This is a genomic window from Microbispora siamensis (assembly GCF_016863095.1).
In the GTDB taxonomy this organism is placed as follows: Bacteria; Actinomycetota; Actinomycetes; order Streptosporangiales; family Streptosporangiaceae; genus Microbispora; species Microbispora siamensis.
Genome location: NZ_BOOF01000083.1, coordinates 1 through 23332, shown reverse-complemented (window position 1 = coordinate 23332; position 23332 = coordinate 1). Strand labels below are relative to the sequence as shown.

The 23332-nt window shown below is 65.9% G+C and carries 15 protein-coding genes; 10 read left to right on the top strand and 5 right to left on the bottom strand.

Translation table 11 applies throughout. From position 1 onward, the window contains the following. Positions 1 to 67 precede the first annotated feature (67 nt). From Msi02_RS41645 to Msi02_RS41635, 3 genes are all read left to right on the top strand, one after another. Positions 68 to 8830, top strand: a complete 8763-nt coding sequence (locus tag Msi02_RS41645) for a LamG-like jellyroll fold domain-containing protein (protein WP_204053231.1) — start codon at positions 68 to 70, stop codon at positions 8828 to 8830. Next, on the top strand, positions 8815 to 9153 hold the full coding sequence (locus tag Msi02_RS41640; protein WP_204053230.1) for a hypothetical protein: 339 nt from the start codon (positions 8815 to 8817) through the stop codon (positions 9151 to 9153). The genes Msi02_RS41645 and Msi02_RS41640 overlap by 16 nt, the downstream gene beginning before the upstream one ends. A gap of 162 nt (positions 9154 to 9315) precedes the next feature. Continuing rightward, a complete protein-coding gene (locus Msi02_RS41635) occupies positions 9316 to 9717 on the top strand; it encodes a hypothetical protein (RefSeq protein WP_204053229.1) in 402 nt (133 codons plus the stop codon). Positions 9718 to 9739: 22 nt separating this feature from the next. On the opposite strand, the gene folP is transcribed toward Msi02_RS41635, so the two are convergent. Both folP and Msi02_RS41625 read right to left on the bottom strand, forming a co-directional pair. Then, on the bottom strand, positions 9740 to 10648 hold the full coding sequence (gene folP, locus Msi02_RS41630) for a dihydropteroate synthase (protein WP_204053228.1): 909 nt from the start codon (positions 10646 to 10648) through the stop codon (positions 9740 to 9742). Continuing rightward, a complete protein-coding gene (locus tag Msi02_RS41625; RefSeq protein ID WP_204053227.1) occupies positions 10629 to 11873 on the bottom strand; it encodes a hypothetical protein in 1245 nt (414 codons plus the stop codon). The genes folP and Msi02_RS41625 overlap by 20 nt, the downstream gene beginning before the upstream one ends. A 116-nt stretch (positions 11874 to 11989) precedes the next feature. Between Msi02_RS41625 and Msi02_RS41620 the strand changes: the two genes are divergently transcribed. The 5 genes from Msi02_RS41620 (at position 11990) to Msi02_RS41600 (ending at position 18684) form a co-directional block, all read left to right on the top strand. Next, positions 11990 to 12988, top strand: coding sequence for a phosphotransferase enzyme family protein (locus tag Msi02_RS41620; RefSeq protein ID WP_204053226.1), 999 nt, complete (start codon positions 11990 to 11992; stop codon positions 12986 to 12988). A gap of 1649 nt (positions 12989 to 14637) precedes the next feature. Beyond that, positions 14638 to 14928 carry a hypothetical protein gene (locus Msi02_RS41615; protein ID WP_142566012.1) on the top strand — a complete coding sequence of 97 codons (291 nt, stop codon included), beginning with the start codon at positions 14638 to 14640 and terminating at the stop codon, positions 14926 to 14928. Positions 14929 to 15062: 134 nt separating this feature from the next. Next, on the top strand, positions 15063 to 16157 hold the full coding sequence (locus Msi02_RS41610) for a phenylacetate--CoA ligase family protein (RefSeq protein ID WP_204053225.1): 1095 nt from the start codon (positions 15063 to 15065) through the stop codon (positions 16155 to 16157). Next, entirely contained in the window at positions 16157 to 17527 is a 1371-nt protein-coding gene (locus Msi02_RS41605; RefSeq protein WP_204053224.1) for an aldehyde dehydrogenase family protein, read from the top strand. Before Msi02_RS41610 ends, Msi02_RS41605 begins: the two co-directional genes overlap by 1 nt. Before the next feature lie 32 nt (positions 17528 to 17559). Then, the gene (locus Msi02_RS41600; RefSeq protein ID WP_204053223.1) at positions 17560 to 18684 is read left to right on the top strand and encodes an alpha/beta hydrolase family protein; all 1125 of its coding nucleotides are present in this window, start codon (positions 17560 to 17562) and stop codon (positions 18682 to 18684) included. Here the strand turns inward: Msi02_RS41600 and Msi02_RS41595 are convergent. Continuing rightward, positions 18671 to 19393: a GNAT family N-acetyltransferase gene (locus tag Msi02_RS41595; protein WP_204053222.1), complete on the bottom strand. Its 723-nt coding sequence runs from the start codon at positions 19391 to 19393 to the stop codon at positions 18671 to 18673. The genes Msi02_RS41600 and Msi02_RS41595 overlap by 14 nt on opposite strands. Positions 19394 to 19995: 602 nt before the next feature. On the opposite strand from Msi02_RS41595, the gene Msi02_RS41590 reads away from it, so the two are divergent. Together Msi02_RS41590 and Msi02_RS41585 are read left to right on the top strand one after the other, a co-directional pair. Continuing rightward, positions 19996 to 20652 carry a class I SAM-dependent methyltransferase gene (locus tag Msi02_RS41590; RefSeq protein ID WP_204053221.1) on the top strand — a complete coding sequence of 219 codons (657 nt, stop codon included), beginning with the start codon at positions 19996 to 19998 and terminating at the stop codon, positions 20650 to 20652. A 251-nt stretch (positions 20653 to 20903) separates the two neighbouring features. Continuing rightward, complete coding sequence (locus Msi02_RS41585; RefSeq protein WP_204053220.1) at positions 20904 to 22004, top strand: hypothetical protein; 1101 nt, start codon at positions 20904 to 20906, stop codon at positions 22002 to 22004. An 88-nt stretch (positions 22005 to 22092) separates the two neighbouring features. On the opposite strand, the gene Msi02_RS41580 is transcribed toward Msi02_RS41585, so the two are convergent. Further along, on the bottom strand, positions 22093 to 22731 hold the full coding sequence (locus Msi02_RS41580) for a permease-like cell division protein FtsX (RefSeq protein ID WP_204053219.1): 639 nt from the start codon (positions 22729 to 22731) through the stop codon (positions 22093 to 22095). Then, the gene (locus Msi02_RS41575) at positions 22728 to 23156 is read right to left on the bottom strand and encodes a sigma-70 family RNA polymerase sigma factor (RefSeq protein WP_239109347.1); all 429 of its coding nucleotides are present in this window, start codon (positions 23154 to 23156) and stop codon (positions 22728 to 22730) included. The genes Msi02_RS41580 and Msi02_RS41575 overlap by 4 nt, the downstream gene beginning before the upstream one ends. Between the last annotated feature and the right edge of the window lie 176 nt (positions 23157 to 23332).

Genomic DNA, 23332 nt, shown 5'->3' with positions numbered 1-23332 from the left:
GGGGACGGGCACGACCGCGACGAACCCTAATTCGTCCTACGCGTCGGTGTCGGTGCCGTCGGGAAAGTTGACCGATGGCTGGCTGGTGCGCTGGCGAGTCCGCGGTGTGAATACCACCGGTCTGACGGGCCCGTGGTCGGAGTGGCAGACCACGAGAATCGCTGTTAACAATCCAGCCGGGACCGGCCTTGGCGTGGTGCCAGGCACCAAGACCGGCGACACCTACTGGGTTCTGGCCTCGACGACGCCGTGGCTGTATACGAAGGTAACCGCCGCGGCAGGTGCGGCCTCCTACCTCAGCGCGGAGATCGAGCACGATCCATCGATGCCAGACCAGGGCGCCGGCCTGATCTGGTCGGGCACTGGAACCACCTCGTATGCGTCCGGGTCGAACGCCTGGGTGCAGGTACCCGCTGGAAAGCTCACCGACGGCTGGCGGGTGCGCTGGCGGGTTCGCGGTGTGACGACAACCGGTGTTATCGGGTCCTGGTCCGAATGGCAGACCGCCACAGTGAGCGTCACCAAACCCGCCGTCGCCGCGCTGGGAATGACGCCCGGAACGGCGGGAGCGTCGTCCTGGACGACCGGGGCGCTCACCCCATGGCTGTTCGCGACCGTGACCGACCCGCAGGGACGCGATTCATACCTCGGGGTGGAGGTCGAGCACGACCCGGAGGCGACCGAGCAGGGATCGGGGCAGATCTGGGCAGGGACCGGCACCACCGCGTACCCTTCCGGTTCGAAGGCCTGGACAGTCATTCCGGAAGGCAAGCTTTCCGACGGGTGGCGGATTCGCTGGCGAGTGCGTGGCGTCACCACAAGCGGGGTGAACGGTCCATGGTCGGAATGGCAGTCAGCGACAGTCTCGGCGCTCCCCTTCCAGACCTTCTACCCCGCGGACAACTCACAAGTCGGCACGTTGCGGCCAACGCTGTCCGCGCACGCGCAGTCGCCGGTTGAGGCCAAGGTTGTCTACTGGTTCCAGATCTGCTCCGGGACGAAGGACCACTGGACGTGGTGTGAGAGTTCCGAGGAGTGGACGAAGGAGGGGACGTTCGACGTCCCGGCGGACAAGCTGCAGTGGGGCAAGACCTACTGGTGGTATGCCAAGGCGGCCACGAGCGCCGCGACCGTGACCTCCTCGTGGAGGACCTTCACCACCGCACCGCAACAGGGCACCGTCAATTCCCTGCTGGCGGCCGGGACCGGGGGTCGTGAGTTTAACCATGTCAACGGCAACTACACCCGGTCGGTCACCGACCTGTCCGTCGCCGCCCCCGGCCTTCCGTTAACCGTGACTCGTACCTACAACAGCCTCGACCCACGCTCTGACGGCGCGTTCGGTTCCGGCTGGTCTTCTCGGTGGGATATGCGGGTCCAGGACGAGGGTCAAGCGCTCAGCTATCCCTCGATGGTCGGGCACTGGCGGCTGGGCGACCTGCTGGGCAGCGTGTACGCCGCCGACGCCTCCGGTCGCAAGTTCAACGCCGCGCTATCCGCCGCTACCTCCCTGGTTACCGGGAAGATCGGCGGTGCCATCGCCAAGTCCGGCGGCGCTGTGGCCACCGCGCCCGGCCCCGTACTGCGCACCGACGACAGCTACACGATCGCGTCCTGGCTGAAGCTGGACGACAGGTCAGGCGCCTACCAGGTGGCCCAGCAGAACGGTGCCAACCGGACGCCGTACTACCTGGGCGTCGATCAGGCGACCGGGCAGCTCATGTTCGCCACATACGCCTCCGACACCGCCGGTTCCCCCCGGACGCAGGTGCTGTCCGGCGTGGACGCCCCGGTCGGCAGGTGGTTCCACGTCGCCGGGGTGTACGACAAGGCCGCCGGCTCCATAGCCCTCTACCTCGACGGCACGCTGATGAAAACCGTCACCGGCGTCCCAGCTGGCTGGAACGCAGCTGGCACGACGGTGCTTGGCAGCGACATCAAGGGCGCCATCGACGACATCCGGATGTTCCAGAAGGCTCTGTCACTCGCCGAGATCCAGGAACTGGCCGGCATGACGAAGATCACACCGCCCGCCACGGTGCTGGTCACCTACCCCGACGGCAGCCAGCAGCGCTTCGCGTCCAAGGGCGACGGCACCTACGCCTCTCCGCCGGGGACCTTTGCGACCCTGGTCAGCCTGGACGACGGCGGCTGGCGTCTGATGGACCGGTCGGCCGTCTCCTACTGGTTCGACACCTCAGGGCGGCTGACGAGAGTCAGCGACAAACGCGACAACAGCCAGAACCTGGTGTACGGCACCGACGGCAAACTGCAGAAGGTCACCGCTACCGGAGGCCGCTCGCTCACCTTCGCCTGGACCGGCGCTCACGTGACCAGCGTCGCCACCGACCCCGTCGACGGAACGCCCATCACCTGGAGCTATCAGTACGACGGCGACAAGCTGATCAAGGCATGCCCCCCGGCCTCCAGCGGCGCCTGCATCACCTACACCTACACCGACGCCTCCCGCTACCGCAGTGTCGTCCTCGACACCGGGCCCACCGGCTACTGGCGCCTCGGCGGAACCGCGACTGCTCTGAACAGCAAGGTGCCCAGCTCCGCCGGTATCGACCTCGGTGAAAGCGACGGCAAGATCAAGGGCACCACGGCCAATGCCACCGCGGGTGCCGCCGGCGCCCTGGCCGGCTCGCCGGACACCGCCATGACCTTCGCCGGGACCTCCGGATCGGCCTACGTGTCGCTGCCCGAAGCGACGGTCAGCGGACTGGGTGGCAGCGTTTCGGTGGAAGCCTGGTTCAAGACCACCGGCTCGGGCACGATCCTCGGCTACCAGAGCTCGTCGGATAGCTCGCCACTGGCGTCCGCGCCTGGCATTTACGTCGGCACGGACGGAAAACTACGCGGTCAGTTCTCCACCGGCACCCCCGTGCCGATCACCTCCGCCCGCACAGTCAACGACGGCGTTTGGCACCATGTGGTCCTGTCCGCCTCGGTGAATTTCCAGACCCTGTTCCTAGACGGGCAGCCGGTCGGCGGGCTCGCGGGCAAGATCACACACACAGGCACCGCCACAATGTGGGACACCCGCATCGGCGCCGGCTTCGGCTCCCCGGACTGGCCCTCCACGACGTCATCAGCCACGACCTTCCCGTTCGCCGGCAGCATCGACGAGGTTGCGGTCTACGACAAGCCCCTTGGGCTCGCCACCGTCCGCACCCACTACGCCGCACGGTTGGCCCAGCCGCTGCTGACCAAGGAGACCCAGCTGTCCGGCCGTGTGCACGCCGAGAACACCTACTCCGCCGATGGCGGCCGGTTGAAAACGCACACCGACCACGACGGCGGCACCTGGGCCCTGTCGGACCTGACCTACAACAAGGACTCCAGCACCCAGACCTCCGCCACGGTCACGGTCACTGACCCGCACAACGGCACACTGACCTACGTCACCGACGCCCTGCGCGGTTACCGGGCCATCTCCACCACCGATCAACTCGGCAAGACCACCCGGTACGCCTACGACACCGGTGGATACCCCGCCAAGATTACTGATCCGAACGGTAACGCGACGGAGCTGTCCTACAACGCGCGCGGCAACTTGATCGGCAAGAAAACCTGCAGGGCGGTCGACGCCTGCTCCACCAGCTACTACGCCTACTACCTGAACGTCGACAACCCCTTCGACCCGCGCAACGACAAGGTGACCGAGAACCGGGACGGCCGGTCCTCCGGCCCGAGCGACGACACCTACCGTTCAAAAATCAGCTACACCCCGTTCGGTGAAATCGCCGCGATGACCACCCCGGCCACCGCCGACTTTCCCAACGGACGGACGACGACCTTCTCCTACACAGACGGCACCGAGGCCGCCGTCGGCGGAGGGCAGGTACCGGGCGGTCTGCTCAAGTCCGTCGATGGCCCCACCGATGACCAGCTCACCTACCGTTACAGGGCAGATGGAGAAGTAGCCGAAAGCGAGGCTCCGAGCGGGCTGATCACCAGGTACTCCTATGACGCCCTGGGCCGCACATCCTCTGTCAGCACGGTCTCGGACGCTCACCCCGACGGCGTGACCACAAGCTACGCCTACGATGCGCTCAGTAGAGTAACCAAGATCACTGGTCCCGGTGTCGCCAATGAGATCACGTCGGTGACTCATACCGCTGAGGTACGGGTCGCCTACGACGTGGACGGCAACCGCACCTCCTATACCCTCGCCGACCTCACGGGCGGTGATCCCGACCGGACCACGACCTATACCTACGACGCCTACGGGCGGACAGAAACAGTCACCGGGCCGGAAGGCGGGGTCGCCCGGTACGCCTACGACCACACGGGCGCGTTGGTGTCCTACACCTCCCCGAGCGGTGCGGTCACGCACTATGCCTACACGCCACGGGGAGAACTCGCCTCGACCACCCTCAAGGGCTGGACCGGTAGTCCCCTCGACCCGCAGCCCGCCACCGACGTGGTCATGTCGTCCTACGCCTACGACCCTGCCGGCAGGCTTGCCTCCGAGACCGACGCCATGGGCCGAACGACCCGCTACACCTACTGGAAGGACAACGGCCTCGCCGAGGAGATCGCTGGGGACGCCCGTCTCAACGGCTCCGCAACGGCCCGGGACGTGGTTGTGGCTTCCTACACCTACGACTGGGCGAACAATCTGGTACGGCTGGTAACCGGCGGTGGCCAGACCCGGACGGACTACCTGTACGACGCCGCGAACCGACTGACGTCGGTGACACTCGACCCGACGGGGCTCGCGCGCAAGGCCAGCTACAGCTACGACGCCGTCGGCAACGTCACCGCAACCGCCTACAGCGCCGCCGACACCTCCCGCACCGAAACCGTCTCCTTCGACTACGACAACAGCAAGCGGCTGACCAAGGAAACGGTGAAAAACGGATCTAACGATCTCGTCACCACCTGGACCTACGACGACCGCGGGCTTGTCACCGAGCTGACCACACCGCGGGGCAACCTCCCCGACGCCAACCGAGCCGACTACACCACCCTGTACCGCTACGACGCGGTCGGGCAGCTCGTCGAACTGAAGGACCCCGCCGTCGCCGTCGAACGAGCCGGCGGTACACCGGCCACCCAACGTCCCGTCACCCGCTACGGCTACAACACAGCAGGTGAACAGACACACACGGTCGATCCGGAAGGCCGGGGTGCTACCGCCGTCTACGACCGCTCCGGTCGTGTCACCTCACTCACCGCCTCCTCCTACACCCCTCCCGGTGGAACGGCGCTGATTCCCAAGACTTTGTTCGGATATGACGCTGCGGGCCGCTTGACCAGCCTCACGGACCCACGTGGCAATACCACAAACATGGTCTATGACGCGCTGGACCGCATGGTGCGTGTCACCGACCCGCCTGCCGCTTCCGGCGCCGCACGAGGAAACTGGGACTACACCTACACCCTCGACGACGAGCTTCTCTCAGCCACTGACCCGACCGGCGCACGCCGCGAAGCAACCTACGACGATCTTGGCCGGCAGATCACTGCCTCGATTCTCGAACGCAAACCCACTACCGCGACGCTCACCTCCATCGCAACCTATGACGATGCGGGCAACCTCCTGACAGAAAAGCGGCCGGCCGGCGACGTCACCAGCGTGACTCGCAACCCACTCGGTGAGATCACCGAACTGACCGATCCACTGGGTCACAAGAGCACGTTCGCCTACGACCTGCTCGGCCGCCAGGTCAAGGTGACCGACCCCCTAGGCAACGCCACCAGCGTGGCCTACGACCATGCGGGGCGGGCCACCACGGTGAAGGATCTGGACGCTAATGGCAACGAATTGCGCGCCCGTACCTTCGATTACGACGCCGACGGCAACCTGATTAGCCGTACCGACGCAGAAGGCCACACCATCACCGCCGCCTTCGACGCGCTGGGCCGTCTCACGCGGATGATCGAACCCGTCTCGGCCGCTGACTCCATCACCACCTCGTTCGGCTACGACGCCAACGGCGCGAAGACCCGCTACACCGATGGACGCGGCAACTCGACCATCACCACCTACAACACCCTCGGCCTCGTCGAATCGGTCGTCGAGCCGGCGACCACCCAGCACCCCGCGCTGGCCGACCGCACCTGGACCACGACCTACGACGCGGCCGGCAACCCGGTGTCCGAACTGCAGCCGGGCGGCGTCCGCATCACCAGGACCTTCGACAACCTCGACCGGCTGACACAACAGAGCGGAACCGGCGCCGAAGCCGCCACCCAGGCGAAAACCTTCGGATACGACCTGGCCGGACGCACTACCTCAGCCGGAGACCTCGCCTTCACCCTCAACGACCGCAGTCAACTGCTCAAGACAACCAAGGCGGGGGCGGACCAGGCCGCCTTCGGATATGACGCCAACGGGCGGCTCACCCAGCGCGAGGACGCCGCCGGAACCGCCACGTTCACCTGGGACGGCAAGGACCGCCTGACGACCACCCAGGACCCGCTGACCGGCGTCACCATCACCTACGACTACGACAACGCCGACCGCCTCACCTCCATGAGACATGGGAACGGAGGACCTGACCGCACCTTCGGCTACGACGCCCTGAACCGCCTCACCAGCGACACCCTCAAGAGTGGATCCGGGACCGAACTGGCCTCCATCACCTACGGGTACGACAAGGAAGACCGGCTCACATCCAAGACCACAACCGGCACCGCGGGCGCAGGCACCAATGCCTACCACTACGACTATGCCGGGCGCCTGACTTCGTGGACCGACCCGGCCGGCGCCACCACTGAGTACGGCTGGGACGCCGCCGGCAACCGCATCAAAGCCGGCAACGACACCTTCACCTACGACGAGCGCAACCGACTGACTTCCGGGGCCGGAACCAACTACACATACACAGCACGCGGAACCCTGGCAACCGAAACCAAGGACGGCCTCACTAAGCAATACAGCTTCGACGCCTTCGACCGGCTGATCAGCGACGGGGACGTCAGCTACACCTACGACGCCCTCGATCGCATCACCACCCGCACCAGGCAAGGCACCACCAGCAACTTCCTCTACGCCGACACCGGCAACGATCTCGTCGCCGTCACCGACAGCGCTGGCATTAAGCAGGAGACCTACAGCCGCGGCGCGTACGGTGAAGTCATCTCGGCCAAGACAGGCACCGGCTCCGCCCAGTTCCTCATGGCCGACCAGCACGGCGACATCGTCGGCAGCTTCGCCGCCGGTGCCACCGGCCTCACCGGCTCCACCGCCTACGACCCCTTCGGCAAGGTCACCGCCAAGACTGGCGAACAGCCCCAACTCGGCTACCAAAGCGAATGGACCGACCCCGACACCGGCAAAGTCAACATGCACGCCCGCTGGTACCAGCCAGCAATCGGCGGCTTCACCAGCCGGGACACCTGGGCACTAGTTCCTATCCCCTCCGCCCAAGGCAACCGCTACGCCTACGGCAACGCCGACCCTTTAGGAAACGTCGACCCCAGCGGTCACAGCTCCTCCCCTGTGTGTCTCCATTGGGTCTCACTAATCGGTGGCGGAGCCTACTGCGCGAAATGGGGCAGTATTGGTGGTGGCGGTAGCACCCTTCACGGTCAAACGTCTGCAGACGACAGGTTGCAAGGAATGACCTGCAGGCTCATGGGGGGATGCAAGCCAAAGCAAGTAAGCACTCGAACCGAATGCCAGGAATTCCCGAGGGCCTGCGCCGCCAAAAAGGGCGGATATGGAAGTATCGGCGAATACGAGCAAGCAGGCCAGAAGGGTAAGGGGAAGAAGGGGAAGAGCGGTTCCCAGGCGGGCAATAGCGGGCACACCGGTGGGAAGGGAACCTCTGGTTCAGGGGGATCCAGCGGAGGTAACCGTCCCCGCAGCGGAGGTAGCCGTCCCAGCAGTACCCGCCCGAGTAGCCAAACGCCTTCGCGACCTGCAAAAACAGAGCCACGTCGCGCACCGACTCCAGTAAAAAAGAGTTGCAAGACGTGCTTCATTGAACCAACCCCTGCAGCCTCAGACGACTACACGTACGGGGTCTGCACCATCATGCCCCAAGACCAGTGCGGGCCTGCGGTCGTGGTGAACGTGGACCCCCACCCCACCAGCAGCGCCGGCGGCGGCACCACCAACAGCGTCAGTACTCCGGGTAGCAGGGGCGGCGGCAGCCAGGGCACTGGAACCATCTGGTTGCGATGCGACGACGGAACGATGGTGGAGGCAGGGGAGCCTTGCCCCGAGAGCCCTGAGGGTCCGCCGCTAGGAACCGGTCCGGTAGACCCCGAAGCCATCGCAATGTGCACCAGCCACATCCAAGACGGTTCCTGCTCCGCCGGCGACTACGATCATGCATGCTTCTACATGAGCGACGGCCCATGCTCCGGCGTAGTGGCCGACGTCGATCCCGGCCCCGGCGACATCCCGATCATCGAGACCCCCATTAACGTCGACGGCCCCGGCTCGTACGACGAATGCCCTCAGACCCTCCTAGCTACCTGCGGTGTCGAAACCGTCCTAGACTCTGACGGTGAGGGTGATGACGAAGACTATCTCTACAGGGGGATTCCTGCCGGTCATCCCAAGTACCCGGAGGCATCGCAGGGAGAAGCCGTTCCTCATGGAGGTGACGCAACCCCGGCTCAACACAATGGTGGGAATACCAATAGTATCTATACGTCATGGACAACGGACTATGAAGATGTGGCTTTAGATGCAGCAGAAGAACTGGGCCCAGGTGGACTTGTGCTCCGCGTCCCTAGGTCCTCGATACCAGGCGGAAGAATAGTGGAGTCTCCTGACATCTATGGGGAAAGTGAGGTCCTGATCACGGGCAGAGTTACAGGTGCAGAAATTAGTCGAGATCGAGGCCCATGGATAAGACCATAATAAATGATGCGCTGATTCGAGCCATAGATAGCGGCTTGCTGGGTGAAGAGATACTGGACCTGCTTGGTTCCGACTTCGAAGTGGGCGCAGGAAACCACGGCGTGTCGGTCGAATCTCTCTGGCATACCTATAGGCGGCGCCTCGCTAGATTCACGCCCGACACATTTGAGTATGCTGAAATTGCAAGGCTACTCGATGTCTTGCGACAGAAGAATGGTCAACTGCAGTTAGTGCCGATTCTTAAAGGCGGCGAAGTCAGAACGCTTCTTCTAATGGATGATACCGGGAAGGTACTTTATTGGTCCAGAATGTGGACCTTCTAATGCCGTTCTATCCATATTGTTGCCGATAGGTTGTATCTGGCGGGTCGCTGTACAGAGCGGTTGGCCGGCTTTTCGGTTTGTTCTCAGGCATGGTCGTAGGTATTTTGTTGCGATCGCAGCCGTCGAGGATACAGAGGGCGGCTTGCGGGGAAGCATCTCCACATGAGCGATGGTGTCCCCGAGTGGCGTGGACGACGGCCCAGCGGTGTTGATGACACGACGATCAATGCTTTGGGCAAGCTAGCCGATGCTATGGGCATGGTTCAGCGAGCACGCGGCCATCTGTACGCCTTCCACCAACTGACTGGAGGCGCACACGAGCGGCTGAGCGAGGCCATCAAGCTGCTACAGGCGGCAGGTCACGATGCTCAAGCCGAAACTCTGTCCACGGAACTACTCGGCCTAGACGTGCTGCCTGGTAGGTGGACGTTCCAGGTCGTGGAGGAATACGACGATGGCTATTACCGATGCTTTGTCGAGCTGGAACAGAGAATGAGAGACGAGCTAGCCAGCGGCCGGCGGAACATCCTTGAGGCCGAGCTGAAGGAACGGAACCAGGGCTGATCCCTCCTACACCTGAGGCAACTCAGACGAGGTTGTGCCGAGGCGTCTGCGGTCCACGCCATCCAAGCATGGCCTCCGTCATGCGTACCGCAATCACGGTATCCCTGACATCGTGCACCCGCAGAATACGCGCACCCTGCAATATGCATACGACGTTCGCGACGATCGTTCCTTCTTTTCTCTGACCTTGCGGCAGGTCGAGAGTTTCTCCAATGAAGTCCTTGTTGGAAACTGCCACAAGAGTCGGATAACCGATCGATGTGATCTCGCGAAGACGCCTCGTCAGTTCGAGTGAATGGTATGTGTTCTTGTTAAGGTCATGCCCGGGATCGATGATGATGCGACTAGCGGGAATTCCCTTGTTGAGCGCGTATAGGGCCCTTTGGCGAAGGAAGTCAGCGACTTCCGTCACAACATCCTGATAGCTTGGACGAAAGACCATCTTATTCGGCCCTCCCAAGCTGTGTGTGACGATCACGTGTGCGCCGGCCTCTGCCGCTGCCTCCGCGATACCAGGTTCGCGGAGGCCATTGGTGTCGTTCAGCACATCCGCACCCGCTTCAAATGCCGCTTTGGCAACCTCGGTCCGGTGCGTATCTACTGAGATGACAGCGTCGGTTCCTCCTCTGATCGCTGCGATCAGAGGTACAACACGATCAATCTCCTCGGCAACGCTCAGCTCCGGCTGCGCAGCACTGAAAGCAAGTCCGCCGACGTCAACCCAGTCCGCTCCCTCTTCGACGGACTTAAGTGCTGCCTCTACAGCGCGGGACAGCTCAAAAGTTCGGCCCTGGTCGTGGAAGGAGTTGGGCGTTCTGTTCACGATAGCCATCACAGCTACCTGACGGCTGAAATCGAACTGCCGTGCCCCGATTTGTCGGATAGGCTCAATGATGTCCGGGAAGAAGATATTACTTGCTTCGTGCTCCATGACGCTCTTTTCTCCGGAAGCCCGTTACCACTCGAAGGAGAACAAAGAAGACTAGTGACCCAACGATCACCATAGCCATTGAAATGATTCGCTCATTGAAGGTACTCGACTTGAATACCACTACCCCAGATCCTATCAGGAACCCTGCCAGGGTCACGAACAGCCCCAGGATCTCGACAATCTTAAGTAGCGAGTCCGAAACGACGCGCTGTGCAGTTTCGATTCTATTTGTCAATGCAGCGGAGGCGTCTTCGATTCTCTTCTCCGCACGCTCGACGACTTCTGCGCTGATCGACGCCGCTAAAGAATCAGCATGTCGTTGCAACTGCATACTGAGGATTATCGACTCACGCTCGCGCACATAGTCTTGATGGACAGCATTGTTGCCGATGCCGAGCATATGAATCGCGTGATCAATCTCCTGTAGCGCTTGCTCATACTTTTTCAGCTTGCGCAGCGCTGAGGCTCTCCTGAAGAACACATTCTCATCAATCTCCCCCTTGGCCATCATCTGGCCTGACAGCTCCAGCATCTTCTCTGCTTGCCCTTCGACGTGATAGGCAAGCCACATGCCGGCAAGGCATACATGACGAGTACGCCTGTCCGCATCAGGAGCGTTGATTGCTCTCTCATACAGGTCAAGGCCGTGAGGGAGTCGCAGCCCGAGAGCCGCAAAGGCAACGAAGCTCAGGATAAGAGCGTCATTATCGAACTCGCTAAGCCAGTGTTGGGAGACATCCCGCAGCGAATCAAATTTAAAATCAAACCTAAGCCGCTGACCCAAAGCATAAGAGCGTACAAGCCGGAACAACTCGTAGTATTCTCCGGCTGAGCTAGGGACTGGCGCAGTATCGGAAGGGAGGCGTTCTCCTCGATCCCTGCTGATCCAAGCTAAATCGGTAACTATCGAGCGAACTTCATGAATCGTTAGCCCGTGGTTAGCGGCGCGACGCGCGAGGTCATCAATCCACTCTAGGGAGTCATCCCCTACTCGTTCAGCGAGGTGATCCCTAATCAGCGAGGATCGCTGGTTTCTCGGAGCATCAAGCAAGAGACGATCGATATCGTCCATAGAGGCTCCGGATGCCTCCACCGAAATCGTTTCATCGGTGGATGATTCCTCTTCTAAAGGAATCCGTTCCTCATCCGGCGAAGAATCGGAATCATTTGTCTCGACTGCGGAATTGTCTGGCATGTCGCTCTGCTGACTCTCTCGCTCAGTCATCAGCTCAGCCTACCCGAGCATGCGCATCGTAACGTGAGCGAGACTCCTGCTCCTTCCCATCGACACGGCGCTTGGACTATCCACCCGACTCCCATACAGGCGGCCATACTGAACCGATGACGATAGATGCGGCACTGGTCGCGAGGATGTTCGACCTCGGTGAGGTCTGCTCGTCACCGCTGGTTCTTCCCGGCAGCGGTCCTGCGAGTACGTGGAAGCTGCACACGACAACCGGACAGTGGGTGGTCAAGATGCTGCGGCCATCTAAGCGCTGGGAGTTCGAGGCCATGCAACAGGCCGGAGACCTTGAGAGGGCGGCTCTTTCTGCAGGTGTCCTCACCCCTCCGCCGGTTGAGGCGTGCGGTATCTCCCCGGGCTACTGGCTGGCCATGCCGGAAGGACCGGACTACATCCGGGTCAGTCAATGGCTGGAAGGCACCCAGCCGGAGATCCCGGCGAATGAGGACTTGGCCACCTGGCTAGGACGGATCGTGGCGGCTATGGCCACGGTATCCCTGCCCGGCTCCCTCAATGAGGGGCTAGGTTATCCCCTCTATCCCCTCGGTGACTGGCATGTGTGGCTGGACAAAGCCGAAGCAATGGAGATCGTCACTGCGAAGCAGCGCGCTCAACTCCTGGCGGCCGTGGCGGACGGTACGCAGCTCGTCGAAGCGGGACTTGCCACGAACCCGTCTTTCCAGCTCTGCCACCGGGACATCAACCACCGGAACATCCTGCTCACTGCTCGGGGACCCGTGCTCATCGACTTCGACCACTCAGGGCCAGAGGTGCCGTGGTGGGAGCTGGTGCACTTCGCGCTGCTGCTGGCCTGTCGCAGCCTCGGGGATGACGAGCCTGATCCTCGCCTAGTGAAGGCGGCTGTGTCAGCCTTCGCCAAGAACGGCGGTGAGGTGGGAACGGTTGACGAGATCGCTTTCGTGGGCCTGATACGCGGCATGATGGAGTGGCCTGCGTGCAGGCTCATGACGCTTCTCGACAATGCTGATCCAGCCTCGCCGACGTGGACTGACGCTGTCGCCCAGGTGCACGAAGCCGCGGAGCTCCTTCCGGTGATGGTGCGCTCTGTCGAACGATGGACCGCGCTTCTTCGCTGAGAGAGCCATGAATGGGCGGCTGTCCTGAATAGCGACAGTTGCCGAATTCAGCTTGTAGGGGATCAAGGCGGCGGCGCGTGCCGCGCCGCCGCAGCGGCCCATCGTCGCGGCACCCGTCCGGGCATGCGGCCTGGGGGCCGGTCCCGGCCGAGGCCGCACTCGGACCGCCCACCGCGTCACAACCGCGCCGTACCGAACGCACCCACCGACGATGGGCCCGCGCCACCGCCCAGCTTGCAAAGCGTGCGGCGGCGGGGCCGGCGGAACTCGCTTCGCTCGCCCTTCGGGTGCCTTCGGCATTCCGCCGTCCCCGCCCAACCGGGCAAGGAGCCTCAGACATGAAAACGCCCTTCCAGGTTCGACACCCCGATCAGAGGGTGTCTGCGCTGGAAGGGCCGAGGAGACCTGAGATCAGTCTCGCGAAGAGGATGTCACCTCCCTCCGACGGATGAGGTGCCACCATCTCTTCTTCGCGGGTCCATCGCTGCTTACAGCGACTTCTCCGCTGTCCTCCTTTGAGGAGGAATCCGAATCACGATAGGTCAGCTCAAGCTCACCAAGGTACTTGCTCTTCCATTTCAGGCTTTCAACACGGTTTGCGTGGCCCGAGGCCATAAGCCCACGGACCCCCAGGAACGCCACCGCGAGGACAGCTACTGGAATGATGAGCCAGACGAAGAGGCTGCTGACCGTGTTACCGATCGCAGCCCACACCTTTGGCTAGCTGACCTTACGAAGGCTCGGAGACATCCAGATCTCCCCTTCCATTCTCGCTCCGGTCGTCTGTACTAGCCCTCGTTAAGCAGAAGGGGTTGAGTAGCCCTGTCATGCTCCTGGGGGACATATCGGGCTACCCCCTACGCTTCCTACGATCTCCACCGGGACCATGGGAGTGGTGCGTATGAGCCCTGGCCTCTTACGCAGAAGGCTGTACTCACACGTCCGGCTCGACTCACGAGTGAGCCACCCGCAAGCCAGATCGAGTGAAATAAGCCTAGCTGACGATCGCCTGGTGCGCCCATGTTTGCTCCGTAACCAGCCGAGCAGCAGGAGCAGCATCGCGAACGCTATGAGGTGACGCGGTATGGCTGAACTGCCTTGCCTCCGGCGGGGAGCTCCGGCTCCGGGAGCGGCCCGCTCACGTTGCCGAAAGACCGTAACGGGCTGAGGTGGAAGGCCGGTCGTCCCGCCAGCCGTCGCCCCTGGGCAAGCCGAGCAGACCGGGGGTCAGGGCGCAAGGTCGTTCGTCCGGTTGGGCGCTCCACCTTGCGCCCTGACCCCCGGCCCGCTTGCCCTGAAAGCGGGGCGACGGCAGACGGGACAACCGGACAGGAGCGAGCTATGTGGGTTATAGCTTGACAGTCGGCTGCCCGACCTCGACATGACCCACTTGACGCCCCTTCCGGATTCCCGGAGAGGCTACCTGCCGCCCACCACACCGGGCACGCCATTTTTCCGCCAAGCCGAGGAAGGTGACGACGCGTACGCCGAAGGGGGCGGTGATCGGCTCCACGGCCGTCGTCGAGGTGGACGTCGCGAAGGACCTGCCTTCTCTCGCCCCGCACCCCTCCCATGTCAAGGTGCCCTGCTGATGGTTCGCCCCGCCTCGTACGGGAAGCATGCGGCGGGGACGCGAGAGGAGGCGGGCGATGCCACGCGGGGAGCCTTCGGTGGCCGCTTCGGGCGAGTGGCGGGACGAGGACGGCGTACGCAAGCCCGCGGGTGAGGCGCACGCCTGGTGGCCCGGCACGAACCAGACCGTGTGCGGGCTCGCGCTCAGCCGGTCGCGGCTGTACCGGTTCCACCACGTGCCGTGGCCGGACGCGTTCCCGGAGTCGGGCGGGGCGGCCGACGAGGTGCGGAGGGTGTGCCCCCGCTGCCGGGCGGCGACGGGGAAGGGCCAGGGCCGGCTCTGGCAGCGCACCTCGCCCCGGCCCTGAGATCCGCTCCTGAGATCCGGCCCCGAGATCTGGTGCCCGATCTTTTCCACAGTCCCGGAATCTCTTGACCTGGTGGCGAATCACCCAGAAATAGCCTGGCATTTCAGGGGATTTCCAAGTCAAAGGGACGGGATATGGCGACAGATCCGATCCTCGACTGCCCGCTCGACCAGGTCCCGGAGGGCCCGGAGTTCATCCAGGCCGCCATGCGGTGGCATTTCAGCCCCGAGACCGGCTCGCCGTACTGGCTGGAACGGGCGAAGACGCTCGGCTTCGACCCGCGTGAGGACGTGCGCACCTTCGAGGACCTGCGCCGGTTCCCCAACGTGGCCAACGAGCTGCGCGACATCCGGGTGGAGGACCTGATCCCCCGGGGGTACGGCCCGGACGCGGACGTGATCGGAGTGTACGAGAGCGGGGGCACGACCGGGCCGCCCAAGCGCGTCGTGCTGCTGCGGGACTGGGTGGAACGGCTGATGCACCGCACCGAGCAGGACCTTCAGGCCAAGGGCTACCCGGAGAGCGGCCACTGGCTGTCGCTCGGGCCGACCGGGCCGCACGTCTTCGGCGAACTGGTCCGCTGGCAGGCCGCGCGGCGGGGCGGCATCCGGTTCACCGTCGACATGGACCCCCGGTGGGTGAAGCGGTGCATCGCCGAGGGCCGCGGCGACGAGGCCGAGCGCTACGCCGAGCACCTGATCGACCAGAGCACCTACATCCTGGAGACGCAGGACGTGCGGGTCCTGGTGACCACGCCGCCGCTGCTGACCCGGCTGGCCCGCAGGAACGCGCTCGTCGACCTGATCAACTCGAAGATCGCCGCGATCAGCTGGGGCGGCGCGCACATGGATCCCGACACTCGCTATCTGCTCCGCACCGAGGTCTTCCCGAACGTCAAGATCTACGGCACGTACGGCAGCACGATGATCCTCGGCGGGCTGGGCGAGCGTGTAGCGCCGCCGGAGGAGGACCTCGTCGTCTTCGACACGTTCTCGCCCTACATCACGTTCTCGGTGGTGGACCAGGAGACCGGGGAGGCCGTCCGGTACGGCGACCGCGGCCAGGTGGTGATGCACCACGTCAGCAAGAGCTTCCTGCTGCCCAACAACCTCGAACGCGACCAGGCCACCCGCGTGGCGCCGCCGCCGGGGCAGATGGGCGACTCCGTCGCCGACGTCGGCCCGCTCCCCACCTTCGAGAACGAAACGGTCATCGAGGGGGTGTACTGATGGACGAGCTGATCCGGCTCGACGCGCTGGGCGCCGGCGGGCCGTACCACAGCCGCAGCCGGCTGACGATCACGGAGCTGACCGGTACGCCGGTCGCCGAGCTGAGCCTGGTGCCGCGGCTGTTCGTCCAGCGGACGATGGCGGCCCTGCGCGAGGCGCGGACCCTGCCGGCCCACGAGCGGGCGACGGCCCTCGCCCGGGCGGGACGGCTCTTCGCGACCGGCGTGGTGGACGGCATCTCGGCGGAGGAGTACCAGCACATCGTCAGCCGCGTCTCGGGGATGCCGATCACCGTGGTCCGCTCGGCGACCGCGGGCATCGGCCGGCGCGCCGGAGAGGCGTACCGCACCACCCGGTACGCCCGTCCGGAGGGGGCGGTGGACGACTGGCGCGACCCGCTCACCCGCAACGGCCAGGCGGTCTGGACGCGGCGCGGCGACGTCTTCGCCGTGCACGCCGCGGGCAACCACCCGGGCGTGCACACGTTGTGGCTGGAGGCCCTGGCGCTCGGCTACCGGGTCGCGGTGCGCCCCTCGCGGCGCGAGCCGTTCACCCCGCACCGCCTGATCACGGCGCTGCGGGAGTCGGGGTTCGGCGACGACCAGGTGGTGCTCCTGCCGACCGACTACGCGGTGGCCGACGACATCATCCGCGACGCGGACCTCGCCATGGTGTACGGCGGCGAGGAGGTCGTGAACAAGTACGGCAACGACGTCAGGGTGCTGCCGCAGGGCCCGGGACGGTCCAAGATCCTGCTCACCGGGCACGACTGGGAGTCCCACCTCGGCACGATCGTGGACTCGGTCAGCGCCTTCGGCGGGACGGCCTGCGTGAACACCACCGCCGTCTTCGTGGAGGGCGATCCCGCACCGGTGGCCGAGGCCGTCGCGGAACGGCTCTCGGCGATCCCGAGTCTGCCGCCGGAGGACGAGGGCGCGGTGCTGCCCGTCCAGCCGGTCGCGGACGCGCACGCGATCGAGAAGTACCTGCTCGACCACGTGAACGGCGCGACGCCCGTGCTCGGCGGCGACGGCGTGGTGGACGACCTGGGCGACGGCAGCGGGGTCCTGCGACCGGCCGTCTTCCTGGTGGACCGGCCGGACGCGCCCCAGACGGGCATCGAGCTGTCGTTCCCCTGTGCGTGGTTCGCGCCCTGGAGCCGCGCGGACGGCATCGAGCCGCTGCGGAACACGCTCGTGCTGACCGCCGTCACGGATGACGACGGGCTGGTCGACCGCCTGGTGGAGGACCCGTCGATCAGGAACGTCTACCTGGGGGACACTCCCACGTACCTGATGCCGCCGTGGGTTCCGCACGACGCCTACCTCGGTGAGTTCCTCATGCGTACGAAAGGCGTCATACGCACTTAACCAACTGAAAAAGGCCCAGTAGATTCTGGGCCATGCGCGGGACAAGACGCCGGCGGCGCCGCCTGCTGTGGACGCTCGCCGTCGTCGTGGTGCTCGCGGTGGCCGCCGTCGGCGGCGCGGGCTGGTACTACTCCGGTCTGGTCATCGACCCCGTCCACACCTCCGGCTATCCCCTGGAGGTGACGGCCGTCAGCGGCGACCAGGTCACGATCAAGGGCGGCGCCGACACGGACGCCCCCGGCACGTACGGCCTGACCTGGGCGGACGGCAACGCGCTGCTGGGAAAGGTGATCGCGACCGGGGCCGGCACGGTGACCAGGAAGGTCACCGAGGTCGTCCACGGCGAGCTGCGGCCCGGTGTGCACGCCTACCTCGACCGCTGGCTGTGGGGCCACGCGACCCCGGCCGCCGCCGGCGTGCCGTACACGGACGTGAAGATCCCCTCGCCGCTCGGCGACTTTCCCGGCTGGCGGACCGAGGGCACCTCGACGACGTGGGTGATCGCCGTACACGGCCGCAACGGCGGCCCGGCGGAGGCCCTGCGCGTGCTGCCGGTTCTCCACAGCCTGGGGATGCCGGTGCTGGGCATCACCTACCGCAACGACGAGGACGCCCCGGCGAGCCCGGACGGCACGTTCCACCTCGGCGCCACGGAGTGGCAGGACGTGGCCGCCGCCATCACGTACGCCAGAAGCCAGGGCGCGACCGGGATCGTGCTGTACGGCTGGTCGATGGGCGGGGGCATCGTGCCGATGACCGTACGCAACCTGCCCGGCGAGCCGATCAAGGCCATGATCCTCGACAGCCCGGTCATCGACTGGCGGGCGCCGATCGCCCTCGGGGCCGAGCAGATGGGCGTGCCCGGCTTCCTCGTGTCGGTGGGCGAATGGGTCATCGAGCGGCGCACCGGCGTGTCGTTCGACGACATCGACCACCTGCGGCACGCGCGCGAGTTCAGGATCCCCACGCTGGTCTTCGTGGACGACGACGACGCGACCGTGCCGATCGGCCCGGCGCTGCGGTTCGCCGAGGCCCGCCCCGATATCGTCAGGCTCGTACGGACGAGCGGAGGCGGGCACACGGGCTCCTGGAACGCCGACCCCGGGCGTTACGAGCGGGAGTTGAAGGAGTTCCTCACGTCGATCAGCTCGGGATGACGACGGTCATCGAGCTGCCGACCAGGGTGAAACCGAGCCGTTCGTACACGCGTCTGGCCGGGTTGCCCTCGGACACGGCCAGGCCGAGCCGCTCCCAACCGCCTGCCGCGGCCCTGTCCCGTACGGCCGCCAGCATGCGCGTGCCGAGGCCGGAGGGCGTGCGGGCGGGGTGGCGGAAGACCTCGACCACCCAGGGCCGGCCGTGGAAGAGGGTGACCATCACGCCGCCGGCCACCACGTCGTCCCGGTCCACGGCGAGCAGGCTGCAGGGCAGCACCTCCCCGGTCACCTGTCCCTTCAGCACCGGAATGAGCAGGTCGCGCAGCGCGGTGGCGTCGTCCACGTTCCGGTGGTCGGGGTGACCCGGCGGATAGGCCGCTCGCCACGCCGCGAACACCTCCTCAGGAGACCGGTCGCAGGGCGCGAACCGGAAGCCCTCGGGCGCCCCGGCCTCGGCGGGCGGCGCCGTACGCAGCTCACAGGTCATCTCGTGGGCGTGCCGCATCACGCGGGCGCCGCGCGCGACCAGCGCCTCGCCCAGGTCCACCGGCCCCGCCAGCGCCCAGCCCGGCAGCTTCGCCATGATCGCGTCGACCGCGCCCGGACCCATGACCTCGACCAGGTCGGCGCACGGCAGTCCGTACCGTTCGTCCTCGACATAACTGAAGGCAGGGGCGCCGTCGGCCCCGGCCAGAATCACTCGCTCCACAGGAGGGAGGCTTCCGCAGCCCGCAACGGCGGGCAACACGTTTTGACGTCCCGTCCCGCCCCCGCGTCCGGCTGCCGAACCTCGCCTCCGCCGGGCCCTGCCGCTACCGCGTCCGCGTCTACCTTGGGGAAACAGGAGGAGGCGATGACGTACGAGTCCGCCGGCCCGGTCGAGGAGCACCTGGTCCTCGTCTTCCCCGGCACGTCCGGAAAGACCTTCTTCCTCCGGCATTGAGCGGTGGTCGAGCAGCGGGTGCCGGAGATCGGCTCGGAAAAAGGTGGCGTGGCCCGGGAACAACGAGTGCGGACACGTGGTTGGATGAAGCGTGGCCGGTGTGCAGGTGTCCCCGGGCCTCACCTAATTTGCCTTCGCGGACTACCGTTCGGCTGGAGCCGCGTTGTGCCTTTCGCCGAGAGGCGACCCGGCACCGGCACCACACGTGCGGGACCCCGGCAGGAGATCCTCCTGCCGGGGTCCTGGCGTCTGTCCTGAGACTCTCCTGGACTGAACCGTTCACCCCCGCGACCGGCCGACCCGTGCAGATATCACCTGTCTTACCCTTTGCATCCACTTTTGTCGGTGACGGGTGACAAGATGCGTCCGTGCCTGATTTGGATCCCCAGTCGATCGCCTCCTACTGGGACGCGGAGGCAGACACCTTCGACGACGAAGCCGACCACGGGCTTCGCGACCTCCGGGTGCGCGCGGCCTGGGCGGGACGGCTGCGGACCTGGATGCCGCGGCCTCCCACCGACGTCCTCGACCTGGGCTGCGGCACCGGTTCGCTGACGCTGCTGCTGGCCGAGCAGGGACACCGGCCGGTGGGCGTGGACCTGTCCCCCAGGATGGCCGAGGCGGCCCAGCGAAAGCTCGCCGCGGCGGGCTTCACCGCGCCCGTCCTCACCGGCGACGCGAGCGACCCGCCGGCCGCCGCAGGAACCTCCTTCGACGTCGTCCTGGCCCGGCACCTGCTGTGGACCCTGCCCGCGCCGGAACGCGCGTTGCGCACCTGGATGAGCCTGCTGCGCCCGCACGGCCGGCTGATCCTCATCGAGGGCAACTGGCAGGCCTCCGGGGACGGCCCGCCGTACGTGCCGGGCGCGGGCTCCCTGCCCTGGCTCGGCGGGGTGAGCGCCGAGCCTCTCGTCGAGGTGCTGCGGCCGTACGCGGCGGACGTGCGGGTGGAGCCGCTGACCGACCCCGTGCTGTGGGGCAAGCCCATTCACGACGAGCGGTACGCCGTCATCGCCCACCGCTGAGGTGCATATTCCGGAAAACACACAATGCCGAAGTCGTAAACGTCTCGGCAATTAGTCGAAGCGCATTGTCCGCGGAATGCCGGGGCAAAACGGAGCCCGGTCATCGACGCCGTCATCGCAGCCACGCCCATTGGTACACATGAAATGCCACAGCGAACGGCCCGGGAGGGGTCAACTCGCCTGGACGGGCTCCCGCCGCGTGTGACAACGATTGAGATACACCCGATCGCTGATCGGAGAGGAGTATCTCTATGCACGGCACTCGATTCTCATTACTGCTGGGTCCGGCAGTCCTGTCCGCCGTCACGCTCTGGCCGGCCATCGCATCGGCCTCCACCGCCGCCCACCCGTCCGGCCTCGCCGCCGCGCTCAGCGCGCCGCGGGCCGAGGAGCCGGGCACCAGCCTCGGCGAACAGTCCGAGGAGGCGGCCCAGCAGAGCGCACGCGCGTACGAGGAGGAGAGCGGGTACGGGCGGGAGAGCGCCCAGGAAGGTTCATCGAGCGAGGAGTCGAGCGGCCAGTCCGGGAGCAACCTCGCCTACCACCACTCGCGGGCCTCACTGCGCGAGTCGTCGCTGAGCGAATCGTCACTGCGCTCGTCGTCACTGCGCGAGTCGTCGCTGCGCTCGTCGTTGCTGCGCTCGTCGCTCCGCGAGCAGTCGTCGTACAGCCGTCCGATCAGCTACACGCGGACGATCACCTACCGGCGGCCGGTCACGCAGACGCGTATGGTGACCGAGAGCCGTCCGGTCACGTTCACCCGGCAGGTCACCTTCCAGCGCCCGGTCACCGAAACGCGGCTGGTCACCCGGATGCGTCCGGTCACAGAAACGCGTCAGGTGTCCTTCCAGCGCCCCGTGACCTACACGCGCATGGTCACCGAGAGCCGGCCGGTCACCCGCCAGGTGACCTACCAGCGGCCCATCACCCAGACCCGGTACGTCACCGAGTCGCGTCCGGTGACGCGGTACGTCACCTACCAGCGTCCCGTGGTGACCTACGTCACCGAGAGCCGTCCGGTCACCCGCCAGGTGACCTACCAGCGGCCCGTCACCGAGACGCGGTACGTCACCGAGAGCCGTCCGGTGACCGAGCAGGTCACCTTCCGGCGCCCGGTCACGGAGACGCGGTTCGTCACGGAAAGCCGTCCGGTCAGCTACACCCGGATGGTGCCGGAGACTCACGAGGTGCGGTCCACTCACTTCGTCAGCGAGAGCCGTCCGGTCAGCTACACGCGCATGATGACCTACCAGCGCCCGGTCAGCGAGACGCGGTACGTCACCGAGTCACGGCAGATCACCAGCTACAGCCGGCCCATGATGCACTCCTCCAGCGAGGACTGCGACCCGTGAGCCGACGGGAAGCGAGGTCCTGACATCCAGTAGGGCCATGAGGGGCACGGGCGTTCCCGCCCGTGCCCCTCTCGGCGTCCGTACGCGCTCAACGTCCCCTGTCCGGGAAGGCGCATTGTCTATGGACCTCCGCCGGCCGGGTCAGGTTGTCCCTCAGGCACCCTTCGTCGACGACGTTGGACACCCCGGGCAGGTCGCTCGCCGCCCTGGCCACGGCCAGGTGGTCGGCGCCGGGGGCGAGTTTCAGGCGGAAGGACTCCGGCATGTCCTCGACCGTGGCCGCCTTCAGCAGCAGGGGGTTCGTCTCGCTTCTGCGGAAGTTCTCGAACGCCGTCCGCCGGTCCTCGAACACGATGGTCTGCACATCGGGGCGGGCCCGGAGAGATCGCCTGATGTTCTCCCGCTCCCAGGCGGTGACCGCGCCGCCTCTGCAGCGTGGGAAGGGGGAGTGATCCGTACAGAGGTAGACCGAGACGTCGGCGGACGAGGCCGCGGCACCGCTCAGCGACGTCACGGCGAGGCCGACCTCCCGGGGGTCCGGAGACGACTCCGCGAGCCGTGCCACGCCCACGATCGTGCCGGTCACCGCGAGCGCCGCCGCGGCGATCGCGAGGCCGCGCGGCCGGGGGCGGCGTGGCGCGGGCAGCGCGTGGTCGAGGCCGTCGTCCGGCACCGTACGCGCGCGGGCCGCCATGGCGTCACGGAGCCGATCCTCGATGGTGCTCATTCGTCCTCTCCCAGTTCGCGGAGGAGTCTGGCCAGGGCCCTTGCGGTCGTGGATCTGACGGTGCTCTGCCCCACCCCCATGACCAGGGCGATCTCGGAATCCGCCAGGTCGAGGTAGTAACGCAGCACCAGCGCCTCCCGCTGGCGCCGGGGCAGCCGGGCCAGCGCCAGCAGCACCTGCCTGCGGGATTCGCCTATCAGGACGGCGGTCTCCGCCGAGTCGGCGAGGTCGGTGACCCGCTGCGTCCTGCGCAGCATGACCGCACGGCGGCGCAGCACCGACCGCGACCCGTTGAGCACACAGGTCCGCAGGTAGGCGAGCGTCAGATCCGAGGGCCGCCGCCGGCCGTGCAGCCGGGCGAAGACGTCCTGCACCACGTCCTCCGCCGTCTCCAGGTCGCCGACGAGCAGCACCGCGAGCCGCACCGGCCGACCCGGTGCTCGCGGTACAGGCCCGCCAGATCGGCCTCGGGAGGCGGTACGGGCGGCGCGAGCGCCGTCAGCCGTAGGGATTCACGATCCATGCAGTGTGAACGCGCACCCCTGCCGATCCGCTGCTCGCGTCTTTCCGGCCCGGTACGTGCGAAGGCCCCTCCGGGTGG